The sequence below is a fragment of the Methanosarcina baltica genome (assembly GCF_055394095.1).
The window spans coordinates 535,394-557,829 of record NZ_AP042463.1 but is presented as its reverse complement, the minus strand read 5'-3'; the positions used below and the strand labels follow the sequence as shown (position 1 = coordinate 557,829).

Sequence of the window (22,436 nt, the reverse complement as noted above, 5' to 3'; positions counted from 1 at the left end):
AAGAAAGTGTTTTTCGAATAAAACACTGTTTTTCCGCATCAACAATTTTCCTTTAAGTGTGCAATACAAAATTCTGGTTGATCCTGCCAGAGGTCACTGCTATCGGTGTTCGCCTAAGCCATGCGAGTCATATGTTCTTCGTGAACATGGCGTACTGCTCAGTAACACGTGGATAACCTGCCCTTGGGACCGGCATAACCCCGGGAAACTGGGGATAATTCCGGATAAACCGTATATGCTGGAATGCTTTATGGTTGAAATGGATTCGTCCGCCCAAGGATGGGTCTGCGGCCTATCAGGTAGTAGCGGGTGTAATGTACCTGCTAGCCTACGACGGGTACGGGTTGTGAGAGCAAGAGCCCGGAGATGGATTCTGAGACATGAATCCAGGCCCTACGGGGCGCAGCAGGCGCGAAAACTTTACAATGCGGGCAACCGTGATAAGGGGACACCGAGTGCCAGCAACAATTGTTGGCTGTCCATGTGCTTAAATTGCACGTGTTAGCAAGGGCCGGGCAAGACCGGTGCCAGCCGCCGCGGTAACACCGGCGGCCCGAGTGGTGATCGTTATTATTGGGTCTAAAGGGTCCGTAGCCGGTTTAGTCAGTCCTCCGGGAAATCTGCCAGCTTAACTGGTAGGCTATCGGGGGATACTGCTAGACTTGGAACCGGGAGAGGTAAGAGGTACTACAGGGGTAGGAGTGAAATCTTGTAATCCCTGTGAGACCACCTGTGGCGAAGGCGTCTTACCAGAACGGGTTCGACGGTGAGGGACGAAAGCTGGGGGCACGAACCGGATTAGATACCCGGGTAGTCCCAGCCGTAAACGATGCTCGCTAGGTGTCAGGCACGGTGCGACCGTGTTTGGTGCCGCAGGGAAGCCGTGAAGCGAGCCACCTGGGAAGTACGGCCGCAAGGCTGAAACTTAAAGGAATTGGCGGGGGAGCACAACAACGGGTGGAGCCTGCGGTTTAATTGGACTCAACGCCGGAAAACTCACCGGGGGCGACAGCAATATGTAGGTCAAGCTAAAGACTTTACCTGAATCGCTGAGAGGAGGTGCATGGCCGTCGCCAGTTCGTACTGTGAAGCATCCTGTTAAGTCAGGCAACGAGCGAGACCCGTGCCCACTGTTACCAGCATATTCTCCGGAATGATGGGTACCCTGTGGGGACCGCTGATGTTAAATCAGAGGAAGGCGCGGGCTACGGTAGGTCAGTATGCCCCGAATCTCCCGGGCTACACGCGGGCTACAATGGTCAGGACAATGGGTCCCTTCCCCGAAAGGGGTTGGCAATCTCACAAACCTGTCCCTAGTTCGGATTGAGGGCTGTAACTCGCCCTCATGAAGCTGGAATCCGTAGTAATCGCGTTTCAACATAGCGCGGTGAATACGTCCCTGCTCCTTGCACACACCGCCCGTCAAACCACCCGAGTGAGGTATGGGTGAGGGCACGAACATCGTGTCGTGTTCGAACCTGAATTTCGCAAGGGGGGTTAAGTCGTAACAAGGTAGCCGTAGGGGAATCTGCGGCTGGATCACCTCCTAAGCAAAAGAAGCCACCGATCAGAAGCCGTAAAACCAACAGATCCAATATCCCATTACATTTCTCAAAAATGCACCCGACAAAGCAATTTGTCGGGGAAGGATGGATTCTCCCTGAAGTTCCCACTATCGGGGGTGTGTGAAATCATGTATAGGTGCTGTATTTTGGACGCTTACTGGATCTGGTTAAAGTATCCGGTATTATGCCTCCAGGTGGATGGCTCGGCTCAAGAGCTGATGAAGGACGTGCCAAGCTGCGATAAGCTCGGGCTAGGTGCAAGGAACCTTTGAACCCGAGATTTCCGAATGAGACCTCTCCTAGTGATCAGTAATGATCGGGAACGCCCCGAATTGAAACATCTCAGTAGGGGCAGGAAGAGAAATCAATTGAGATGCCGTAAGTAACGGCGAGTGAAAGCGGCACAGTTCAAACCGAATCCCTTCGGGGACATGTGGTGTTATAGGGCTGCTCAAAAATCCTTCAACGAAATCAAACTTGCCTGAAACGGCAGACCGTAGAGTGTGATAGTCACGTAGATGTATGTTAACGGATGGGAGCAAGTCCCTGAGTACCGTGCGTTGGATATCGCGCGGGAATTTGGGGGTCACCAACCTCCAAAACTAAATACTCCTTGAGACCGATAGCGAAATAGTAGGGTGACCGAAAGCTGAAAAGTACCCCGAGAAGGGAGGTGCAAAGTGCCTGAAACCTGGTGGTGATAGAACGATATGGCGTGCAAGGATCTTTGATACGAAGGAAACAGCCGTGAGGCTGCAGTACGAGTATCACTGCCGATGTCATATCTTACGTTTTGAAGAACGGGCCAGGGAGTGTATCTTGATGGCGATGGCTAACCTTTTAATTGGGCAGCCGAAGCGAAAGCAACATGTGCGCAACCCCTTTGGGGTGAGGCACGGCGTATACAAGTGCGTGGAGTCATCGGGATACGACCCGAAGCCGGGCGATCTAGGCGTGGGCAGGTTGAAGCGTGGCGAAAGCTACGTGGAGGACCGCAAGCGGTATTGATCTGCAAATCATTCGTGTGACCTGCGTCTCGGAGTGAAATGCTAATCTAGCCCGGCATCAGCTGGTTCCTTCCGAAACATGTCGCAGCATGACCTGGTTGGAGACCGTCGGTGGAGTAGAGCACTGATTGGCGATCCCGGGGGAGAAATCCCTCACTCGCTTGTCAAACTCCGAACCCACCGTCATCTAAGAAGACCGGAGTCCGGACTGCTGGGGTAAGCTTGTAGTCCGTAAGGGAGACAACCCAGCCCGTGGTTAAGGTCCCCAAGTGTCGACTAAGTGTTAACTCTAAAGGGCGTCCCAAGCCCAAGACAGCTGGAAGGTTAGCTCAGAAGCAGCTACCCTTTAAAGAGTGCGTAACAGCTCACCAGTCGAGGTTTGGGGCCCCGAAAATTGACGGGGCTCAAGTCGACCACCGATACCACGGAGTACCGTAAGGTAATCTCGTAGGAAGGCGTTGTGTTCGGGCAGAAGCAGGGCTGTGAAGTCCTGTGGACCGTTCACAAACGAAAATCCTGGTAATAGTAGCAGCAAAGTAAGGTGAGAATCCTTACCGCCGAAGGGGCCAGGTTTCCTCGGCAATGTTCGTCAGCCGAGGGTTAGTCGGTCCTAAGACGTATCGTAATTCGAGTACGCCGAAAGGGAAACAGGTTAATATTCCTGTACCATTTAACACCAAGTGCCTGACGTTTTGGGGCAGGTTGAGCGGCGTTGTCGCGCCGTCCAAGCACCGAATCCCGTGGAGAGCCGTAATGGCGAGAAGCGGGCGAATGTGTTATGGCGAAAGTCAGCTTCACCCCGGAACCCGTGAAAAGGGCGGTTAAATGTCCGTACCGAGAACTGACACAGGTGCCCCTAGCTGAAAAGGCTAAGGCGTGTCGGATCAATTCAGTTAAGGGAATTCGGCAAATTAGCTCCGTAACTTCGGGAGAAGGAGTGCCTGCTGTGAGAACAGCAGGTCGCAGTGACCAGGGGGCTCTAACTGTCTAATATCAACATAGGAGATTGCAAACCCGTAAGGGCTAGTACAATCTCTGAATCCTGCTCAGTGCGGGTACCTGAAACCCCGGTTCAACGGGAAGAAGGGCCCGTAAACAGCGGGGGTAACTATGACCCTCTTAAGGTAGCGTAGTACCTTGTCGCTTAATTGGCGACTTGCATGAATGGATCAATGAGAGCCCTACTGTCCCTAACTGGAGTCCGGTGAAGCTTACATTCTAGTGCAAAGTCTAGAGACCTCTAGGGGGAAGTGAAGACCCCATGGAGCTTTACTGCAGCCTGTCGTTGTGTTGTGATTTTGGATGTACAGTGTAGGTAGGAGACGTCGAAGCGGGTGCGCCAGCATTCGTGGAGTCACAATTGGGACACTACCCTTCCGAAATTACGACCCTAACTCCGCGAGGAGGACCCCGATAGGTGGGCAGTTTGCCTGGGGCGGGACGCCCTTGAAAAGATATCAAGGGCGCGCAATGGTTGACTCAAGCGGGTCGGAAACTCGCTGAAGAGTGCAAGAGCATAAGTCAGCCTGACGTTAATCAGCATAGCAGTGGTTGACGAGACGAAAGTCGGTTCTAGCGAACTTTTGAGCCTCCTTGGTGGGGGCCAAAAATGACAGAAAAGTTACCCTGGGGATAATTGTGTCGTTGCCGGCAAGAGTACATATCGACCCGGCAGCTTGCTACCTCGATGTCGGTTCTTTCCATCCTGGCTGTGCAGCAGCAGCCAAGGGTGAGGTTGTTCGCCTATTAAAGGAGATCGTGAGCTGGGTTTAGACCGTCGTGAGACAGGTCGGTTACTATCTACTAGAGGTGTTCAAGGTCTGAGGGTAAGTTGCTTTTAGTACGAGAGGAACAGAGCAACGGCGCCTCTGGTGTACCGGTTGTCTGACAAGGCATCGCCGGGCAGCTACGCGCCACGGAATAAGAGCTGAATGCATCTAAGCTCGAAATCCCGCCTAAAAAGAGACCTTTTTAAGAATCCCGGTAAAAGACCGGTTTGATAGAAACGGGATGTGCGCACCAAGGCAACGAGGTGTTAAGTCCGCGTTTACTAAACATTCGTTCCGTTGCTTTTTCCAGGTCCAGGCGAAATCCAAAATACAGCACCAATATACATGATTCATCTTTCGTAAAATCCAATCCATTTTACAAGTTGAGTCTGGCGGCCATAGCGGCAGGGGTACTCCTGTACCCATCCCGAACACAGAAGATAAGCCTGCCCACGTTCTCTATTGTACTGAAGTGCGCGAGCCTTCGGGAAGTTTGGATCGCTGCCATACTCACCTTAATCTAATTCATTCAAACTTTTCTCTGATACTTTTTCTTAAGAGCTTTGTTTTTGTTTTTCCATATTTTTTTCATTTCTATACAATTTCTATAGCAGGCGGCTTTCTTTTTGTTTGTCGTATCTTTTGCTTTTCAGCATCTGTTTTTTTTGTTTCATTTCTTCCGCTTTTCGGATACCGTTCTGTTTTTTTCTCGGAGGGCGCCGTCCTCTTCGCGGAAAACCGGGATTCGGTATAATCTGAATCTATCTTTGTTTCTGGCTCAGTTTTTTGTTTCGTTTCTTCCGCTTGACTGACGGGCTTTTTTTATCTGATAGTTATTAGTCTTCGGACCCTCGGCTGAATTTAAGTATTCTTGGTTATCATAGATAAGTAATTCAAATTGAAACATTACGATTCACTTCTCATTAATGAGGACTGGAGGAATCTGATGATGACAGAAGATGATGTACAATCTGAAACATTTTCATTACGTAAACAATTACGGAATCTTAATTCCGCTTATTTATGCAATCTGATAGACACCCTGCTGGAGAAAAAACCTGAATTATACGGGGTGGCTCTGGAATGGTTCAATGAAATACAGGATTCATTACAGGAAGATATGGAATCTGAACAGCTTTCCAGAAATGAGGGTTTCCTTTTTGAATACTGGGAAGATGCCAGGGAAATTATCACAGAGTTCAACAGGCTTGGCGGCGGGCCTGATGATAAGGAAGATGAAGCATACGATTATCTTGACAGTATCTCAGATCTGGTCAAAGAGGAAGAAATATCCACTTCCGCAAAGCTTGAATTTCTGGACGAGGCCTTTGAGGAATATGAAGCAGGAAATTCCGGTTTTGAAGACAGGTTGATGGAGATCTTTTTCGAAATCTGCCAGACGAGGGAAGAATGGGAATACCTTCTTGAAAAACTTGAGAAAACGCCTTCAAAATGGGATAAAGAACGGGCAATGAAGATCCGGAAAGACAAGCTCCACGATGACGAAGCCTACCTGAAAGAGCGCATGAGTAAGCTCAGTTCCGGCAGGGATTACTGGGATCTCGTTAATTTTTATATGGACCGGGGAAATTTTGAAAAAGCCTTGGAAACCGCCGAAGAGGGCATTTTAAAGGGTGAAGGCAACTGTTCCGACCTGTTTGAATACCTCTCTGACCATTTCGTGAAAAAAAGAGATACTGCCAACCTGGAAAGCGTCATAAACAAGGCCTTGGCCCGTAAAAGTAATGAAAAAAAGATGCTGGACAGGCTTTTTGAGTATTATAAGTCAGAAGGGGATTACGAAAAGGCCAAAGGCGCCCTTTTAAGGTCGTTTGAATTTATCGGAAGAAACGAATATATCAAAGAGTACAAAAGGTTCAGGGAGTTCCTTAAAGACGCTGACTGGAAAACCCTCGAGCCCGAAATCCTCAGCCGGGCCAGGGAAAAGAACTATTGCGATTATCTCCAGATCTGCCTTGATAAGGGCATGAAAGAGGAAATCCTTGAAATAATTCTGAATGAAGAGCCTCCGCGTAACATATACGGCATCCCGGAAGAACGCAGGTTTGATGAGTTTGCAGTTCAGTTGACCTCTGACTTTCCGGAAAAAATCATTGAATATTACTGGCAAAAATCTCTAAAAACGATCCCTCGGGGAGGCAGGAGAAACTACAGTACCGTGGCCGGCTATCTGGATAGAGTCAAAACTATATATACAGACATCCTGAATGACGAAGAGGCGTGGATAACCCGTTTTACCGACCTGAAAACCGAATTTAAAAAACGGCCCGCTTTCCTTGATGAGGTGAAACACCTGTAACATTATTGGAGGGTCAGAAGACTTTGAGCGGGGTCGGTGATATGTGAATAATTTTGTGTTTTGCTTGATATGGCATAACTTTTTTTTTATTTTTTTGCGGTTCCGGGCCAGCTTCGTGAACTTCTCCGAAATTACCGGGAAATCTCCTGAAGACACAATGAAATCCGGGCCTTTTTTGTCTGACAGTTTTTAAGAAGGGGCTCGGATTCTCAAAGGCTGAAACAGGAGGTTGGCCTTTTCGAGAAAACAGTGATGAAAGTAAGGATTAAAATCTGGCAGCCGGCATGAGTGGAAATTCGTCAATGAGTTTCATTCCGACTGTTGGATTTTCGAGGGCTTGCTGTAAAAAAGTCGGCCTGTTAATTTGAGTTCATTTCTTGTAACTACTCAGATTTTTGAAGTTTATCATTTGACTACATCTTTAAGTAAAGGCATATTACAACATTTCTTAATTGTAGCAATATCGACAGCAAGGAACTATCGGTAACAAATATACAAATGTTGCCAATTTACAAAAAATAAATACTTTTTCACTATCTATCGCCATGCTTCTAAAACATGAGTAGTTACCATTTTTTATGATTCAGGTTCTATCATATTTGAAGAGGGTACAACTTCATGACAATTGAGGGTCAAATATTGTAGCAGATTGAATAATAACTTCTTCCGACAATATGTTCATCAGTGGTATTTCATTCAACAGTTGCTTCTCATTTTTATATGGAATATATTGTGGTTTATCACCTTCCTTCCGATGTACTATAGAATTCCTTGTTTTGTAAATTCTATTGGATATATTCTTATATACAGTTTCTTCATCAGAATTAAAATCTATTTTATCTCCATGAGAAAAAGATACCTCTTTAGTTTTGTAGGATTCAATTAATGAAGAATCATAATCATTTAAACTATCTTTCAGTTGATCTAAAGAAACGTATTTTTTTAGAACCAATTTCAATGCTTCTTTTTCATTAAAGGTTGAAGTATCTGATCTCATTTTTGTTTTTTTCTGTATTGTATTTATCAAGTTATTAATTTCCTTGTCGTTTTTGTATGAAAATCCAGGACTAATCAATTTTTCTTTTACTATTTTTAACAAGTCTTCATTGTATACTTTTTCAAAAAAGTATTCCATTATATGATAATATGAAAGGAACTTTAACGATGCTGTTTCACTAGATAGAGCCGTTTGATAGTGATAAACTAAATCAGAAATGTATATCTTATGGGGGGGATTTATTTCTTCTATCTTATTTCTTTTTGTCCCATATAATTTTCGAGTTCTTGAAAGTTCGTTTAGGGATTTCATTTCAATTATAGGTGTGCCTATATTATATGACAATGTAAATAAAAAGGATGTTCCAAGATTTTCATATAATTTCAACGTTTTATCTTCACTAGAACTAATCTTTAAAGTTTGGAACTGGGTTGTCTTTTTAAAAATTTCAAGGAATGATTGTTTTTCATCAAGGAGCCTACGAAATCTAATATTAAAGTTCATTTTCATATAATTATTCATTGTGTCGTTCAAATCTTTTAACTGCTTTATGATGTAAAAAACAAAATGATCCGAAGCTCCTGATATTTCATAAGTTATATTATTTTCATTGTCAACTTTACTAATGGATTTGTCCATCAATCTTGGATGAAAGTATCTCGAATTTAACGGATTCAATAAAGTTTCATATGATTTTTTATCATATATGGTAGCTTCTTTATAATTTTTTGAATTTAATTCTACATAGATATTCTCTAATTTTTCCTTGTCTATTTCCCATGTGTTGTTATCTCCATTTTGGGTACGACTTTTAATTATAAATTTGTCACCAGAATTAGTAATATCAACTGGTATAAAATGCTCAATTAATTCTTTGATTTCATTTTCATTTTCATCTATCATTGGAATCCTCTTAATAAAACTCAAATTTAAACACAGCTTACCCTATTTATGTAATAAGTATCATTATACCTTATATTTTTAATTGATTGCCTCTAATGAGATAACTTTTGTTTACTTTTTACACTCCCTAATAGGAAACACATCATTTTTGTGGAAGAGGATTGCAAGACATCTCTTGATTTGGATTATAAGGTACATATTCAATACTTATACCCTAATTCTTCCGAGTTAAGGATATAATCGATTCCATTTAAATTATCTTCTTAAGTTCTCCATATACGCTTTTGTATTTAATCTTTCCTTTTTGAACTACAAAACGAGAGCTCCCAAGGAAGCTCAAAAATCAAAAATCCCATGCCAAAAATTCAAATCATTCAATACTGACATCTGTTTTTCCGATCTTTCAAACTCTCCTCAATGCATAAATCAAAAGCCTCCGCTCGCCGGCAAATATTCACAAAAAAAGAAAAAAGGATAGTGGCCTTAGAAAACCGCTAAAAAAAAGTAACGGCCGGAAAAGCCGTTCGATTCACTCTAACTTAAAATCGCCGTACTTGCTGATATGTGCAGCAAGCCCGCCGTCGCTGAGGATTTTGATCATGACATCAGGAAGCGGCGAAAAAGTGAGCTCGATTCCCTTGGTAACGTCTCTAATAACGCCGGCCGAAAGGTCAATCTCCAATTCGTCTTCGTCGTCGATCAGATCGGTGTCGCAGATGAGGGCGGGGAGGCCCACGTTGATTGCGTTTCTGAAGAATATTCTTGCGAAGGACTTAGCCAGGACTGCACCCACGCCTGAAATCTTGATGATTGTGGGGGCGTGTTCACGGCTCGAACCGAGGCCGAAGTTTCTGCCGCCTACAACGAAGTCGCCTTTTTGGACCTTGTTGGGGAATTCGGGGTCGGCGTCTTCGAGGACGTGTTTGGCAAGTTCGGGGAGGTTGGTCCTGAGGTGGAAGAGACGGCCGGGGGCTATGTGGTCCGTGCTTATGTCGTCTCCGAATTTCCAGGCTTTACCTTTCAGGTTGTTTTGCATTTCTTCTGCCATTTAGAGCACCTCTCTTGGGTCAGTGATTTCGCCTTTTATTGCCGAGACTGCTGCAGTTGCGGGGGATGCGAGGTAGATTAAGCCCTCGGTATTGCCCATCCGGCCCTGGAAGTTCCTGTTCTGGGTCGAGAGGCAGACTTCCCCGTCGCCCAGAATTCCCTGGTGCACGCCCACACAGGGGCCGCATCCGGGGGCCATTACGGCTGCGCCGGCCCTGATGAAGGTCTCAATGTAGCCTGCGGCGATTGCGTCGAGGTAAACGTCTTTTGAGGCCGGGACCACTATCAGACGGGTGTCCGGGTGGCGCTGTTTGCCTTCAAAGATCTTTGCGGCGATTGCCAGGTCCGAAAGCCTGCCGTTTGTGCAGGTCCCTATAAAGACCTGATCAACCTTCGTGCCTGCAAGTTCGGCTGCGGTGAAGGTGTTGTCCACGGTGTGGGGGGCTGAAACCATGGGCTCGATTTCCGCGGCGTCGATTTCGATAACCTTCTCGTAAACTGCGTCCTCATCAGGGAAAATTGCCCTGAATTTGTCTCCGCGACCCCGGGATTCCAGGAATTTTCTCGTGGTCTCGTCGGCTTCGATCAGACCGGTCTTTGCTCCGGCTTCAACAGCCATGTTTGAGAGGGTGAAGCGGTCGGAGATGGCCATTTTCCTTATGGTCTCGCCGCCGAATTCCAGGGCTTTGTAGGTGGCCCCGTCGGCGGTAATTTTTCCTATCAGGTAGAGGATAAGATCCTTTGCATAGACGCCTTCTTTAAACTCGCCGTTTACATTGATCCTGATGGTCTCGGGGACCCTGAGCCAGGTCTTGCCAAGGGCAATTCCGACTGCAACGTCCGTGGAACCCATGCCTGTAGCAAAAGCTCCGAGAGCTCCGGAGGTGCAGGTGTGAGAGTCGGCCCCGATCAGGATATCGCCGGGGTTAACATAGTCTTCCACCAGGCGCTGATGGCAAACCCCTGTTCCGACTTCGGAGAGGTCCACGCCGGTCTTCTTTGCGAAATCCCTGAGGATCTTGTGGGCGTTTGAAAGCTCCTTGTGGGGGCTGGGCGCTGCGTGGTCGATAAAAAGAACTGTCCTTTCCGGGTTTTTAGCCTGGACGAGGTTCATCTTTTCAAGCTGCTGCACGGCAAGAGGGCCGGTCCCGTCCTGGACTGCGGCCACGTCCACCTGTGCGACCACGATGTCGCCAGCGGATACGTCTTTACCTGCATGTTCACCAATAATTTTTTCTGCGATTGTCTTTCCCATACTATCACTTCAAAAAAGTTGTATCAATATAACTGTGGTTCGCGTTATTCAGAAAATCGGGCTCCTGGGAAGGGGCCCTTTAAGTTAAATTTGTTAAATGTAACTTCCTGTGGAATATATGGGGAGTAAAGGGCTTTTCCGTATATGAGATTAACGGACTTTCAGGCGTCAAATGGTAAAAAAGGTTAACAAATAAGGCCTCCTCCTCTTCCGGGAAAAATATCTGAATGATTTGAATACTCCAAAACTGTATAAAAATATGTGGAATTTGTTCCAACATACTTAAGAGCAATGCCCGGAATCAAAATCTAAATTTTATTTCTGAATGCCTGGTAAACCCCCCGGCCCCAATTTCTGGAGATTATTGTATGGAACTTGATGAAGTAATAATAACAAGAGCAATTGTTGAAGAGTACACAAAGACCTTCCTTGAATACACGGATATTGACGTGGCCCTTGTAGGTGGAGGCCCCGCAAACCTTGTGGCTGCAAAGTACCTGGCCGAAGCCGGGGTAAAGGTCGCCATTTATGAGCAGAAACTTTCTCTCGGAGGCGGCATGTGGGCAGGCGGCATGATGTTCCCCAGAATCGTTGTGCAGGAAGAGGCTTGCCGCATCCTGGACGATTTCGGAATCAGGTATAAGGAATACGAGAAGGGCTATTACGTGGCAAACTCTGTGGAGTCTGTCGGAAAACTTATTGCGGGTGCCACTTCCGCCGGGGCTGAGGTTTTTAACCTTGTTTCCTTCGAAGACGTCATGATCCGGGAAAATGATCGGGTTACGGGCATTGTCATTAACTGGGGGCCTGTAACTGCCCAGCGCCTCTTCGTTGACCCTCTCATGGTCCGCACAAAACTTGTGATCGACGGGACCGGACACGATGCCGTGGTCTGCAACACCGTCCTCAGAAAAATTCCCGGCGCAAAGATAGGGGAGTTCGGAGAACTCGGGGAAAAGCCCATGTGGGCCGAAGTGGGGGAGAGGCAGGTCGTGGAAGCCACAAAAGAAATTTATCCGGGCCTGATCGTTGCGGGTATGGCCGCAAATGCCGCGACTCGCGCCCCGAGGATGGGCCCCGTCTTTGGGGGAATGCTCCTTTCAGGGGAAAAGGCCGCAAAACTTGCAATTGAAAAGCTCGGGAAACTCTGAAGAGGTCTAAAATGGGGGATTTTTCCCCCACTGGCTCGGAATTTCGGAATTCTCCCTTCTGATCCCTTTCTGACAGGTGGACTCCCGCATTTTCTGCCAAAAAGTTTATATAATAAAAATCCCTGTATAGGTTGCTCAAACCTGAAGCACTTACTCCGTGGCCGGGGTAGGGTAGCGGTTATCCTGTAGCCCTGTGGAGGCTACGATCCGGGTTCAACTCTCGGTCCCGGCCCCATTATATTATTCTTTTCTCATCCTGAACTTGAAACAATCCTTCTTTTTTGTTGAATTTTCAATTCCAGCAGATATGCTCTTTTTTGGCTTTTTAAGTTATTTTGTATCTTTTTTTTCAATTCCTTGACATTTTTGGCTTCATTAAGGAAATCCAAACTTACAAATATATATAATTTTGTTAGCGGGGCCCGGATAAGGCTCTTTTTGATGCTATTGTAAACAGGCATCGAAGTTCCCAAACTAATACTTCCATATTTTTAACAAGCATCAAGGGGCCTGTTAACCCCGGAGCGTTCTATATGTTAACCCTTTATTTATTTCCTCTATTTTCCAACCAAAAGCTTAATTACAACTAAAAATCATTATAAATATGGATATAAGTCTCGAAAAGTCTGGAAAAGTTTCAAACCTATAAGTCTGAATTCTAATTGACTCTTTTTGGAGAGATTTTTAGAGATTATACCATGAGCTTACGTTGCATGAACAAAAATCGTAAGGAGATACCTGAAATGTCAGCAAAGTTCCAGAAAAGAGATGCAGAGAGGAAAGGCGATAAAAAGCAGTACGAACTGGAGCAAAAATTAATAAAGGGTATTGTGAATGAAATTCAGGTGGGCGGCGGTGAAGCAACAAAGTGAGCAAAAAGGTACAATTAACAATCCAGGCTGGAGATATTTCGGAGCAGGCTGTGGAAGTCGCAGATGACGCCACCTACGAAGAGCTGCTCGATTCGTTGAAGATAAACCATGAGACTGTTCTTGTGTTAAAGGATGGAAATTCTGTCCCTCTGGATGGAATCATAAATTCCGATAAACTGACTATTTTAAAGGTTGTAGCCGGGGCATGAAACCCTAAAATTTCAACCTCTACAAACAACCATTTTTTCTTTTGTGAACTACCCTCACCTGTCAGCCTTCGGCTGTCGTGTTAAACCATAGGTTTAAAAGGAGTTTCTAATTTTCAATTAGAAACATCGAGGAAGGGGCTTCCTGCTTCGTACCCCGGAGCAATCTCCACGAGTCCACAGGCTCTTCCCGCCGTTCCGGCGGTGTTCCTTTAATTAATTTGCAAGCGCAAACTTTTTGATGTTAATTGCAGCGTTAATATCCCTATCGTGGAACGTTTTGCATTCAGGACATTCCCATTCACGGATACTTAATGTTATATCAGGATTACGAAACCCGCAAACGTTACAGGTTTTTGTCGAAGGCTCAAACATTCCTATTTTTAAGAGGGTTTTCCCTACCCTCTCGGCCTTGTACTCTAACATTCTAACAAAAGAACCCCATGAAACACTACTTATCGCTTTTGCAAGTTTGTGGTTCTTTCGCATCCCTTCAATGTTCAGCGTCTCCACGGCTATGGCTGCTTGGCTTTCGCAGACTATTTTTGAAGACTGTTTTTGCTGAAAATCCGTTCTTTGGTTTGCGATTTTTTCGTGTTGCCTTGCAAGTTTTCTTACTGATTTTCTTCGATTATTGGAACCTTTAACTTTCCTGCTTACTCTTCTTTGAAGTACCTTTAGGCGTTTTTCTGAGTTTTGCAAGTGTTTGGGATTCTCTATCTTTTCCCCATTTGACAGGATTGCAAAGTCCTTGAGTCCCAGGTCAATTCCAATAGTTGTATCCTCTGAATATTCAACCTTTTTCGGTGCTGCTGTTCCGTCTTCCGTTAGGATACTTACGTGGTATTTTCCCGAAGATTTTTTTGAAACAGTTGCAGTTTTGAAAAAGTCCTTATTCAGATCTTTTTCGATTATCCTGTCCCCGTTTAAGTCCGTGTAGGTAATGCAATTTTCCATTATCTCAGGCGTTAAAAAATCCCGGTGTAACTTGATTTTTATCCACCCGATTTTAGGCAAATATATTTTGGATGTAGTCAGATTAATCTTGTAACTTTGAGGCACCTGAAAGGATTGATCTGGGTCGTTTTTTGACTTGAATTGTGGATATCCTCTGCCATGCTCAAACATATTCTCAAATGCAGTGAAAAGGTCCTTATTTGCACTCTGGAGGGATTGAGAATTAATATCCCCCATCCAATCAAAAATAGTATGTTTGGCCACTGTCAAGTATTTTTGAAGTTGCTTTTTTGTGGGACTTGCCCTAAACTTCTTATACATCTCTGTCTTAATATTGAGAAAATGATTATACACAAAACGGCAAGCTCCGAAGTGTTGAGCAAGTGCTATTTCCTGTTCTTTTGTTGGATATAGCCGGAAAAGATTTCCCTGTTTCATGCAATCATCTATATATTCTAAATATTATATAAAAATACTTATTAACATTCAAACTTATTTAAACCGGCCCCCGTAGCCCCTACGCATTCACCTCCCACCTGCCAGTCCCTCCAAAGTCGGAACTGTCGAGGAAGGAGACCTCTGCTGTTTCAGTTAGATCTTGTTTTTCTGGCATTTTTGTACAAATTAACGGACAAAGGTCATTTTTAAGATCCTATCTATCCTGCATTCCGCATTTTTTGGCGCATAAAGGCCTCCCTATATTGAATCATGCGCTTAATATATAAGCACATGTTTTTTATGACTTGATTTAAAAATCGACATCAATTGAGACCATGTAATGCATATATGCGCTTAAAATTTGGGAACTAAGGATCTATTAAATGACCAATATCGGATTATTTGCCCATATTGGCAGGGGGTCGAAATGTGGGTAAAATAGACAGTCGTTATGTAACATAGACGGGTGTTATATAAAAAAGAGGTCGTTATGTAAAATAGACGGTCGTTATGTAAAATAGACGGTGTTATGTAAAATGATGATGGTTCAGTGAATGGTTTTCATCCCCCACCTGCCAGCCTACAGCTGCCGAGGACGGGGGACTTCCCGCCTGAGAGTAAAAGAGTTTTACTGCCATAATGGCCGGTGTACATAAGGACCTGCCATTACGGAAGCGTTGCGGAAAGCAGGTTCCGGGTTTTTCACTTTGAGTCCAGAGGCATATTCTTGCTCATGACCTTTAACTTCTTGATTGCGGAAATGGTGGCCTGTGACTCCTTGTATATCTTGTCCTCATAGTAACTTATAATCTCGTCAACCGGAGCTGCAAGAGAGTAGATCTTGATTGGGCGGCCTTTACCTGGCTTCTTTTCGGAGCGCACATGAACCCAGGACTGGGTGCGCATCAACCTCATTGCAAGGCTGACTTCCGGCTGTCTCAGGCCAGTACTTATTTCAATTTCACGGGATGAGGCTTCGTCAACATTCATAAGATATGCCATCGTTGTGGCAACATTTCTTGACATCCCGAGGTTCCTTAACGTTTCAATGAAGATGTGATCATTCTCGTCCAGCACCCTTACTTCGTAGTCTTTCATGATAACCCCTATTCAATGTATTTTTTCAATAAACGAGCGCTAGCTAAAAAATATCCTGGTAATTATTATTGAACCTTAAGTCCCAACATTCAAATTACCTTTTAAAAGCTAAACGCCACCGCTACATTATAACCACTTAATTATATTTAGTAAGCGATAGTTCATGTCTCGCGATTTTTTTTATATTCAACTGCTTTTTTTGCAATCTATTGGACTTGTCCCCGTTTTGAGTCCAAAAGCCGGCCACTAAAACCGTTTTATTATATTTCTACGACCGGAATTTACAGCCCTGTTTTATTCCAATTATTGGACTGAACGTATTGGTTTAAAACTTAAACCTATATACGTATATAATTAGAAGGTTATTCAACTCCAGCTGATAATTACGTGCTCATACTATTTAAAGTTGTATATATTAACAAGGAATTTAAAACTTCGTTTATTTGCGAACCTTTTTTAATACATTATTGATGCACAGGGCTTATATGCGCGCCCACTTCGGAAATTCATCTAAAAAACTTGGCGTTCACATATCTAAATAATTCGGTGTGAAGTGGGTTAATATATTAAAAGGGGGATAAATCTGAAGGGGTAGTTGACTGGAAATCCCGCAAATTTTCAATTTTTGTGATCGCACAAATGAATCGTTATAAAATAGAGAAACTATAATACTAAAGTTTTGATAACTAAGGAATAGGTCAAATATAATATCAAGTATTTTTGTTTACCATTTATTAACCACGGAAGACACGGAAACCGGCCTGTGGCCGGTGAGTAAGTTGGATCTTTATGCAATGGGATTCAAAAACGACCCTGGATTCATTAAAAATGACTAAAAAAAATGCCGGAAAAACATAATTGCCGTCTTAAGACCTTTTTTTTTCCGTGTATTCCATGCCCGAGTTCCGCTTCGGGATCACAGGAAATCGAAGATTTCCTGGGAGTTTCGATGAAATCGCAACAGCATGGGTCTGTTTCACTCGTTTCACTTGCTCAAGCAGACTAAAATATTTTCCGTGTGTTCCATGCCCGAATTCCGCTTCGGTAGCACGGGTCTGTTTCACTCGTTTCACTCGCTCAAGCAGACTAAAATATTTTCCGTGTGTTCCATGCCCGAATTCCGCTTCGGTAGCACGGGTCTGTTTCACTTGTTTCACTCGCTCAAGCATACTGAAATATTTTCCGTGTGTTCCATGCCCGAATTCCGCTTCGGTAGCACGGGTCTGTTTCACTTGTTTCACTCGCTCAAGCAGACTAAAATATTTTCCGTGTGTTCCGTGTGTTCCGTGGTTTGAATGCACACACCAAACATCTCCTCACACAAAAACACAACATGTATAAGTATGAAGTAACTCCGAAAATAAAATATGAAGTTATATTTTCACCATTCCTAAACACAAAATTGTAGTCTTGACACATTTATAATTAAGTTAATGTTTTAGAGCTTTTCCCCAGGTATCTCCGTATTATTTGAATCAAAAATACCTGCAACATACGAAATTATAGCACATAATCCAACAATAATAAGCTGAGGATACAACAGGTAGAATAACCCAAAAAATCCTGCGATAAATAAATGACTCAAATCAAGACTTTCCGGCCTTTTCTTAAGGCAATATAAGATTATTGAAACAATGCCCGACACAAGATATAGATCCATTAATGGTTCTTCTTCCATCAATTGTTCTAAATAAGAGATGATGGTCCACAAATTATTCGAACCAAATTGCACAAACTGACGTAAAATAATATAAAAGATTGTGAGTACAATATATAAAATAATTGAATGCAGTGTGATATATATTTATGAGGGAATATGTTGAATAGAGAAGATTTAGAATCAACTACTCACACTAAAAAAGCTATCCTACAATTCGATTTCAGGGCAAAAATATCTAAAAAATGAATATGTTATTTTGCGAATAACATGCAAAAAAGGAAAATACACATTACACTTTCATGCTAAATCCAGAGATTTCTTAACCCTCTGTCACCTCAGTATAACAAAAATAAATGTGAAGTCCATCAGGCTCATACTTTAAAAACCGCAATAATCAATAACCTCTCTCGACCTCCTTCAGAGTCAAGGAAAGGTGCCTTTTCTTCCCACCTGAGAGTAAAAAACCGAGGAAACGGTAAAAATATATGATTTAATAAAAATATTAAAAAAAAAGTTTAGTGCGAAGGGTGAGATTTGAACTCACGAACTCCTACGAGAATAGGCCCTGAACCTACCGCCTTTGACCACTGGGCAACCCTCGCACAATGTAATACTCTTGTAGCATCCCATAGTTGCATTATTAATATTTAAACTTTCCCGTTAACTATTTGAAAATACTTATTTAAACACAGAAGAAACTTGAGGTCGAAAGAAGGAGGGCCTGGAATAAAAAAGAAACTCGAAAACTAAAAGAAATTGATGGACTTTGAAGAAAAAGCCCCTCAAAAATAATAAGAAACTGATAGCAGGTTCATGCCATCAATTTCAAGATGATTGCCTTGTGGGCGTGCAGCCGGTTTTCGGCTTCGTCAAAGACCACGGAATGCGGGCCGTCCATGACCTCTGCGGAAATTTCCTCGCCTCTGTGAGCCGGAAGGCAGTGTTCCACAATCACGTCGGATTTTGCCAAGGCCAGCAGTTCATCGTTAACCTGGTAGCCCTCAAAGGCCTTGAACCTCTTTTCCTTTTCAGTTTCGTCTCCCATAGAGACCCAGACATCAGTGTAAATGACATCGGCATCTTTTGCGGCTTTTCCGGGATTATCAGTAATAGTTATCTTGCCACCAAGTTCCCTGGCCTTTTCAACGAAGGCTTCGTCGGGTTTGTAGCCCTCGGGGCAGGCCGCGGAAAACTCCATTCCCACAAGTGCACAGCCCAGCATGGCGGACTGACAGACGTTGTTACCGTCTCCGATCCAGGCGAATTTCAGGCCGTCAAGTTTGCCTTTATACTCCACGATGGTCATGAAGTCCGCAATAATCTGGCAGGGGTGCTCAATGTCCGAAAGGGCGTTTATTACGGGCACGGTCGCGTACTCCGCAAGCTTTGCCACGGTCTCATGGCTGTAGACCCGGGCGATGATCCCGTTCACGTAACGCGAAAGGGTCCGGGCGGTATCTTCAACCGTCTCGCCCCTTCCGATCTGAATGTCCTTCGGGTTAAGGTAGAGGGCATGTCCTCCGAAATCTGTCATACCCACCTCAAAGGAAACTCTTGTCCGGGTGGAAGATTTTTCAAAGATCATGGCAAGACTTTTGTTTTTCAAAAGTTCACTCATCTTACCTGCTTTGCGCTTTTCCTTTAGGTCTATGGCCATCTCGATGAGTTCCAGAATCTCCTCACGGGAGAGGTCGGCTATTGAAAGAAAATCTTTCATCCTGAATCAACTCGCTTTTTCTAAAAATACTTATTTAAAGGACTGTTCAGCTTCTCTATTAAGTTTCTCTACTTAGCCCCTCAATTCCTTCATATGGTCTATCCTCTTCTGGACGATGGCGGCAGTGCCGATGTCCTTTCTCGAGAACAGCTTACCTTCGATGTTTTCAAGTGCCTGCTGAGCAATTGCCTCAGCCTCTTCAATCGTGTCCGCACGGCCCACGACCGCAATGGAACGGGAACCTGTGGTGTAGACTTTCCCGTCTTTTTCATAGACACTGGCATAATAAATAGAAGCTTCTCCAAGGTCCCCCACAATTACCTCACTGTCCTTTTCAGGGGAATCAGGGTAACCTGCAGGGACCGCGTATTTACATACCGTGGCTTTTTTGCTGAAGTTTACGGGCAGGTCAGCAAGGGTTCCCTTTGTCACCGCTTCCATGACCTCCATGAAATCAGTTTCGATCAGTGGGATCACGTTCATGGCCTCGGGGTCCCCGAACCTGGCGTTAAACTCTATGACTTTGGGGCCTTCGGCCGTAAGGATGAACTGCCCGTAGAGGACGCCCTGGTATCCCGCGCCGGTTTCCTCATAAAGGGCCTTTACGGTATCATTCATGATCTGTTTTGCTTTTTCAAGGTCTTCCGGGAGCATAAAAGGCAGGAGTTCCCCGGAATCGGTGTATGAACCCATACCTCCGGTATTGGGTCCGAGATCGCCATCGTAGGCCCGTTTGTGGTCCTGGACAGCCGGGAAGAAGGCAAGGGTTTTTCCATCCACGAAAGCCTGGAGCGTAAACTCCTCGCCCACAAAACGCTCCTCGATTACAACGGAGTCTTTAGCGAGCAGTTCATCTGTGTAAGCCTTTGCGGCTTCCAGATCAGGGAGCTGGTCCCCCATGACCTTGACACCCTTTCCACCCGTTAAACCGGAAGGCTTTACCGCCACGTCCCCGAGCTTTTCAATAAAAGCGTGAGCTGGCCTTTCTTCCGTAAAGACCCCGTATGCAGGGCAGCCTTCAATCCCGTATTTCTTCATGAAATTCCGGGCCCAGGCCTTGTCGAACTCAATGACGGCGCAGGCTTTTTTCGGGCCCACAACCGGTACCCCGGCCTCCCAGAGAGCATCCGATAACCCGGCTGCAAGCGGGGCTTCCGGGCCTACAAAAGCCATATTGATCTTTTTGGTCTTGGCATACTCAACGACCTTTTCTACATCGGTCTCCTTTTCCAGCAGGAAATCCTCACAAAGAGCGGCAATTCCCGGATTTTTTCGGGCCATTACCACATAGAGGGCATGGTCCTGTTTGCTTTTTTTAATCGCTTCCGCGATGGCGTGTTCTCGGCCGCCTCCGCCAATAAGCAAAACATTCATTAATATGTTCCTCCAGATAAAAAAATATTTACTGAATTATCAAAATTTCTTTGGATATTTGGATGAATCTGAGAAATGAACGGTATATTGTAAACCCAATCCAGCCCGGTAGCCCAGCCCTATCCACGGCTTTCGGCCTGCAAGAAAATGCTTGATCAGGCTGTTTACAGGGCACTGATGCATCCTGTCGAGTCGTTGATTGTCAAGATTTAATTGTTAATAATTTTCCAGCCTGTTTGTAGCGGGAGATTTTCTAATTCTCTTTTCTTCAAATAAATATCTTCCCGTGCTTTTTCCCCGAAAATAATATAAAAAAAGCTGTAACCGGGAAGCCCGCAGCAGGAAGGGAAGAGGCAGGAAGGGCTACATAAAGAAAAATTGCGCCCTGAAAGGCCGCAATATAAAAAATTTTTGGACTTTGCAAAATCCTTTAGAGCAGGTCGCTGGCCCGGACCAGAGGGATAAGTTCCACCCCGACTGCCTTCAGGTTTTCTTCGGCTTCGGCTTCCCGGTCCACAACCGTAATCACTCCCACAACCTTTCCGTCGGCTGCCTGGAGGGCTTCAACGGCATCTTTTACCGAACCGCCGCTTGTGGTCACGTCTTCAAGGAGTACGATATTAAGCTCAGGCTTCAGTTCACCCACAAAACGGCCCTTTGTACCGTACTCTTTTACGGCTTTCCGGACCACGAGCAGGGGAAGGCCGGTCTCCAGAGAGACTGCGGTTGCCAGCGGGACTCCTCCGAGTTCCACGCCGGCCACTATCCCCACATTCATCCCTTTTATCCGGAAGGCTGCCTGCTCCGCGATGACTTTCAGGGTTTTGGGGTCCATACTCGCCTTTTTGATGTCTATATAATACTTGCTCTTCTTCCCCGAAGCCAGGGTAAAGTCCCCATAGCGAACGGCCCCGCAGGCCTTGAGGGCCTCGACAAGTTCTTTTTTCTGTGCCTGTAATGATTCAGCTTCGGATTTTTCTACTGCCATATTCTCACCAGTCTTTTTACAGTTTTAAATATTATTCCGGACTCCAGTATCGGGCCCTATTATACAATATCGCTTATATTATCCGGGAATACGTGATTTGACCATGTTACCCGGATATGCGTGATTTTCGGGGCTATCTTGCTTCCATTCACCAGGGCTCTTTTTTGACCCCTATAAAATACCCAATTATATTTGTTATGACATGAAGAATTGGAGTCATTACGACCACAGTTATCACGATCCCGGCGGTAAAATTGTCCGTAAACCAGACAGAGGCCGCAAGGTAGGTAAAGACCCAGGCCCCGAGGACAAAATCGAGCTGGTCAACCAGGGGTAGGGGAGATCCCCGCTTGAGGCCCAGCCGACGCTTGAAAAAGCTCATGAACATATCCCCGAAAAGGGCCCCTGAGGCCAGGGCTAAGACAACCTTAAACGCGCTTCCGAAGTCCGGGCCAAAAGCCGGCATTTCCAGGCCCAGGACTTCAAAGCCCCGGCCGCTTAACCAGATCTGAACGCATCCTGTAAGAAGCCCGAAAAAAATTCCTGCTAAAAGCCCCCTCCAGGTCTTCCCGTCTCCGAGGATTCTCCTCCCATCCGAAAGGACACGCCCTCCATCAATAGTTTTTCCTCCACCGAAGACGGCTGCAAAGGGGTTTGGAAGGTATGCAGGGAGCATAAGCCAGACTGCTGTGATTATAAATTCGATCGTGCTATCAACCCAAATTTTTTTATAAATAAAAGATCCCAAAATAAGCTAACAGTATTTTTAACACCTTTCCATATGTTTATCCTTTTTAGCTTTTTGTATGTTAGCAGTTCGATCCGGGAAAAGGATTTTCCAGAACAGGACTCGTCAGGACATAATTTTCAGAGCTCTTCGCCATTTCTCGTGGGTAAGATTAATTTTAATCCAGGAGCGTATCTGTTTTTGTGAGGTTTAACCACACAAAAAGACGAGGTGCCATTTTCAGAACAGACCTGAAAGCGGCAGAGATTTTCACATATGGTTTCAAAAATGCCATTCGATCATAAATCTAATATAGAGTTGATTGAAAAAATGAGTCAGATATTTCCGGAAAAAACCAAAACATTCTGATTTTTTTGGGTATTCT

15 protein-coding genes, 2 tRNA genes and 3 rRNA genes are annotated in these 22,436 nt (G+C 44.8%); 8 read left to right on the top strand and 12 right to left on the bottom strand.

Going from position 1 to position 22,436, the window contains the following annotated elements:
• The first annotated feature begins 70 nt into the window (after positions 1 to 70).
• The 4 genes from ACZ5QV_RS02495 (at position 71) to ACZ5QV_RS02480 (ending at position 6,661) form a co-directional block, all read left to right on the top strand.
• Positions 71 to 1,548: ribosomal RNA gene (locus tag ACZ5QV_RS02495) — 16S ribosomal RNA — on the top strand.
• Positions 1,549 to 1,733: 185 nt separating this feature from the next.
• A 23S ribosomal RNA gene (locus tag ACZ5QV_RS02490) occupies positions 1,734 to 4,646 on the top strand.
• A gap of 83 nt (positions 4,647 to 4,729) precedes the next feature.
• Positions 4,730 to 4,851 (top strand): 5S ribosomal RNA (gene rrf, locus ACZ5QV_RS02485).
• Together the 16S, 23S and 5S rRNA genes form the textbook arrangement of a ribosomal RNA operon.
• Positions 4,852 to 5,287: 436 nt before the next feature.
• On the top strand, positions 5,288 to 6,661 hold the full coding sequence (locus tag ACZ5QV_RS02480; protein ID WP_464601076.1) for a tetratricopeptide repeat protein: 1,374 nt from the start codon (positions 5,288 to 5,290) through the stop codon (positions 6,659 to 6,661).
• 616 nt (positions 6,662 to 7,277) lie between these two features.
• Here ACZ5QV_RS02480 and ACZ5QV_RS02475 read toward each other — a convergent pair.
• From ACZ5QV_RS02475 to ACZ5QV_RS02465, 3 genes are all read right to left on the bottom strand, one after another.
• Positions 7,278 to 8,561: a hypothetical protein gene (locus ACZ5QV_RS02475; RefSeq protein ID WP_464601075.1), complete on the bottom strand. Its 1,284-nt coding sequence runs from the start codon at positions 8,559 to 8,561 to the stop codon at positions 7,278 to 7,280.
• A 529-nt stretch (positions 8,562 to 9,090) separates the two neighbouring features.
• Positions 9,091 to 9,585: a 3-isopropylmalate dehydratase small subunit gene (locus ACZ5QV_RS02470; protein ID WP_464602008.1), complete on the bottom strand. Its 495-nt coding sequence runs from the start codon at positions 9,583 to 9,585 to the stop codon at positions 9,091 to 9,093.
• A 24-nt stretch (positions 9,586 to 9,609) separates the two neighbouring features.
• A complete protein-coding gene (locus ACZ5QV_RS02465; protein WP_464601074.1) occupies positions 9,610 to 10,863 on the bottom strand; it encodes a 3-isopropylmalate dehydratase large subunit in 1,254 nt (417 codons plus the stop codon).
• Positions 10,864 to 11,231: 368 nt separating this feature from the next.
• On the opposite strand from ACZ5QV_RS02465, the gene ACZ5QV_RS02460 reads away from it, so the two are divergent.
• The 4 genes from ACZ5QV_RS02460 to ACZ5QV_RS02445 all read left to right on the top strand — a co-directional run bounded on the left by ACZ5QV_RS02460 (position 11,232) and on the right by ACZ5QV_RS02445 (position 13,095).
• On the top strand, positions 11,232 to 12,014 hold the full coding sequence (locus ACZ5QV_RS02460) for a sulfide-dependent adenosine diphosphate thiazole synthase (RefSeq protein WP_464601073.1): 783 nt from the start codon (positions 11,232 to 11,234) through the stop codon (positions 12,012 to 12,014).
• A 160-nt stretch (positions 12,015 to 12,174) separates the two neighbouring features.
• Positions 12,175 to 12,249, top strand: a tRNA-His gene (locus ACZ5QV_RS02455).
• Between the two features lie 478 nt (positions 12,250 to 12,727).
• Positions 12,728 to 12,886 carry a hypothetical protein gene (locus ACZ5QV_RS02450; protein ID WP_464601072.1) on the top strand — a complete coding sequence of 53 codons (159 nt, stop codon included), beginning with the start codon at positions 12,728 to 12,730 and terminating at the stop codon, positions 12,884 to 12,886.
• A complete protein-coding gene (locus tag ACZ5QV_RS02445) occupies positions 12,883 to 13,095 on the top strand; it encodes a MoaD/ThiS family protein (RefSeq protein WP_464601071.1) in 213 nt (70 codons plus the stop codon). Before ACZ5QV_RS02450 ends, ACZ5QV_RS02445 begins: the two co-directional genes overlap by 4 nt.
• Before the next feature lie 213 nt (positions 13,096 to 13,308).
• On the opposite strand, the gene ACZ5QV_RS02440 is transcribed toward ACZ5QV_RS02445, so the two are convergent.
• From ACZ5QV_RS02440 to ACZ5QV_RS02400, 9 genes are all read right to left on the bottom strand, one after another.
• The gene (locus tag ACZ5QV_RS02440; protein ID WP_464601070.1) at positions 13,309 to 14,487 is read right to left on the bottom strand and encodes an RNA-guided endonuclease TnpB family protein; all 1,179 of its coding nucleotides are present in this window, start codon (positions 14,485 to 14,487) and stop codon (positions 13,309 to 13,311) included.
• Positions 14,488 to 15,189: 702 nt separating this feature from the next.
• Entirely contained in the window at positions 15,190 to 15,585 is a 396-nt protein-coding gene (locus ACZ5QV_RS02435; RefSeq protein ID WP_464601069.1) for a transcriptional regulator protein, read from the bottom strand.
• Between the two features lie 866 nt (positions 15,586 to 16,451).
• Positions 16,452 to 16,817: a hypothetical protein gene (locus tag ACZ5QV_RS02430; RefSeq protein ID WP_464601068.1), complete on the bottom strand. Its 366-nt coding sequence runs from the start codon at positions 16,815 to 16,817 to the stop codon at positions 16,452 to 16,454.
• A 206-nt stretch (positions 16,818 to 17,023) separates the two neighbouring features.
• Positions 17,024 to 17,263 (bottom strand): hypothetical protein, encoded by a 240-nt coding sequence (locus tag ACZ5QV_RS02425; protein ID WP_464601067.1) that lies wholly within the window; start codon positions 17,261 to 17,263, stop codon positions 17,024 to 17,026.
• Positions 17,264 to 17,764: 501 nt separating this feature from the next.
• A tRNA-Leu gene (locus ACZ5QV_RS02420) sits at positions 17,765 to 17,847 on the bottom strand.
• Between the two features lie 209 nt (positions 17,848 to 18,056).
• The gene (argF, locus tag ACZ5QV_RS02415) at positions 18,057 to 18,962 is read right to left on the bottom strand and encodes an ornithine carbamoyltransferase (protein WP_464601066.1); all 906 of its coding nucleotides are present in this window, start codon (positions 18,960 to 18,962) and stop codon (positions 18,057 to 18,059) included.
• 72 nt (positions 18,963 to 19,034) lie between these two features.
• Complete coding sequence (purD, locus tag ACZ5QV_RS02410; protein ID WP_464601065.1) at positions 19,035 to 20,336, bottom strand: phosphoribosylamine--glycine ligase; 1,302 nt, start codon at positions 20,334 to 20,336, stop codon at positions 19,035 to 19,037.
• A gap of 430 nt (positions 20,337 to 20,766) precedes the next feature.
• The gene (pyrE, locus tag ACZ5QV_RS02405; RefSeq protein ID WP_464601064.1) at positions 20,767 to 21,324 is read right to left on the bottom strand and encodes an orotate phosphoribosyltransferase; all 558 of its coding nucleotides are present in this window, start codon (positions 21,322 to 21,324) and stop codon (positions 20,767 to 20,769) included.
• A gap of 148 nt (positions 21,325 to 21,472) precedes the next feature.
• Positions 21,473 to 22,000: a CDP-2,3-bis-(O-geranylgeranyl)-sn-glycerol synthase gene (locus tag ACZ5QV_RS02400; protein WP_464601063.1), complete on the bottom strand. Its 528-nt coding sequence runs from the start codon at positions 21,998 to 22,000 to the stop codon at positions 21,473 to 21,475.
• Positions 22,001 to 22,436: the final 436 nt, after the last annotated feature.

Bases quoted from the DNA above. Each gene is read 5' to 3' on its own strand.
- ACZ5QV_RS02480 (WP_464601076.1), top strand. From the start codon at position 5,288: ATGATGACAGAAGATGATGTACAATCTGAAACATTTTCATTACGTAAA.
- ACZ5QV_RS02475 (WP_464601075.1), bottom strand. From the start codon at position 8,561: ATGATAGATGAAAATGAAAATGAAATCAAAGAATTAATTGAGCATTTT.
- ACZ5QV_RS02465 (WP_464601074.1), bottom strand. From the start codon at position 10,863: ATGGGAAAGACAATCGCAGAAAAAATTATTGGTGAACATGCAGGTAAA.
- ACZ5QV_RS02460 (WP_464601073.1), top strand. From the start codon at position 11,232: ATGGAACTTGATGAAGTAATAATAACAAGAGCAATTGTTGAAGAGTAC.
- ACZ5QV_RS02450 (WP_464601072.1), top strand. From the start codon at position 12,728: ATGAACAAAAATCGTAAGGAGATACCTGAAATGTCAGCAAAGTTCCAG.
- ACZ5QV_RS02440 (WP_464601070.1), bottom strand. From the start codon at position 14,487: ATGAAACAGGGAAATCTTTTCCGGCTATATCCAACAAAAGAACAGGAA.
- ACZ5QV_RS02435 (WP_464601069.1), bottom strand. From the start codon at position 15,585: ATGAAAGACTACGAAGTAAGGGTGCTGGACGAGAATGATCACATCTTC.
- ACZ5QV_RS02425 (WP_464601067.1), bottom strand. From the start codon at position 17,263: ATGGAAGAAGAACCATTAATGGATCTATATCTTGTGTCGGGCATTGTT.
- argF (WP_464601066.1), bottom strand. From the start codon at position 18,962: ATGAAAGATTTTCTTTCAATAGCCGACCTCTCCCGTGAGGAGATTCTG.
- purD (WP_464601065.1), bottom strand. From the start codon at position 20,336: ATGAATGTTTTGCTTATTGGCGGAGGCGGCCGAGAACACGCCATCGCG.
- pyrE (WP_464601064.1), bottom strand. From the start codon at position 21,324: ATGGCAGTAGAAAAATCCGAAGCTGAATCATTACAGGCACAGAAAAAA.
- ACZ5QV_RS02400 (WP_464601063.1), bottom strand. From the start codon at position 22,000: ATGCTCCCTGCATACCTTCCAAACCCCTTTGCAGCCGTCTTCGGTGGA.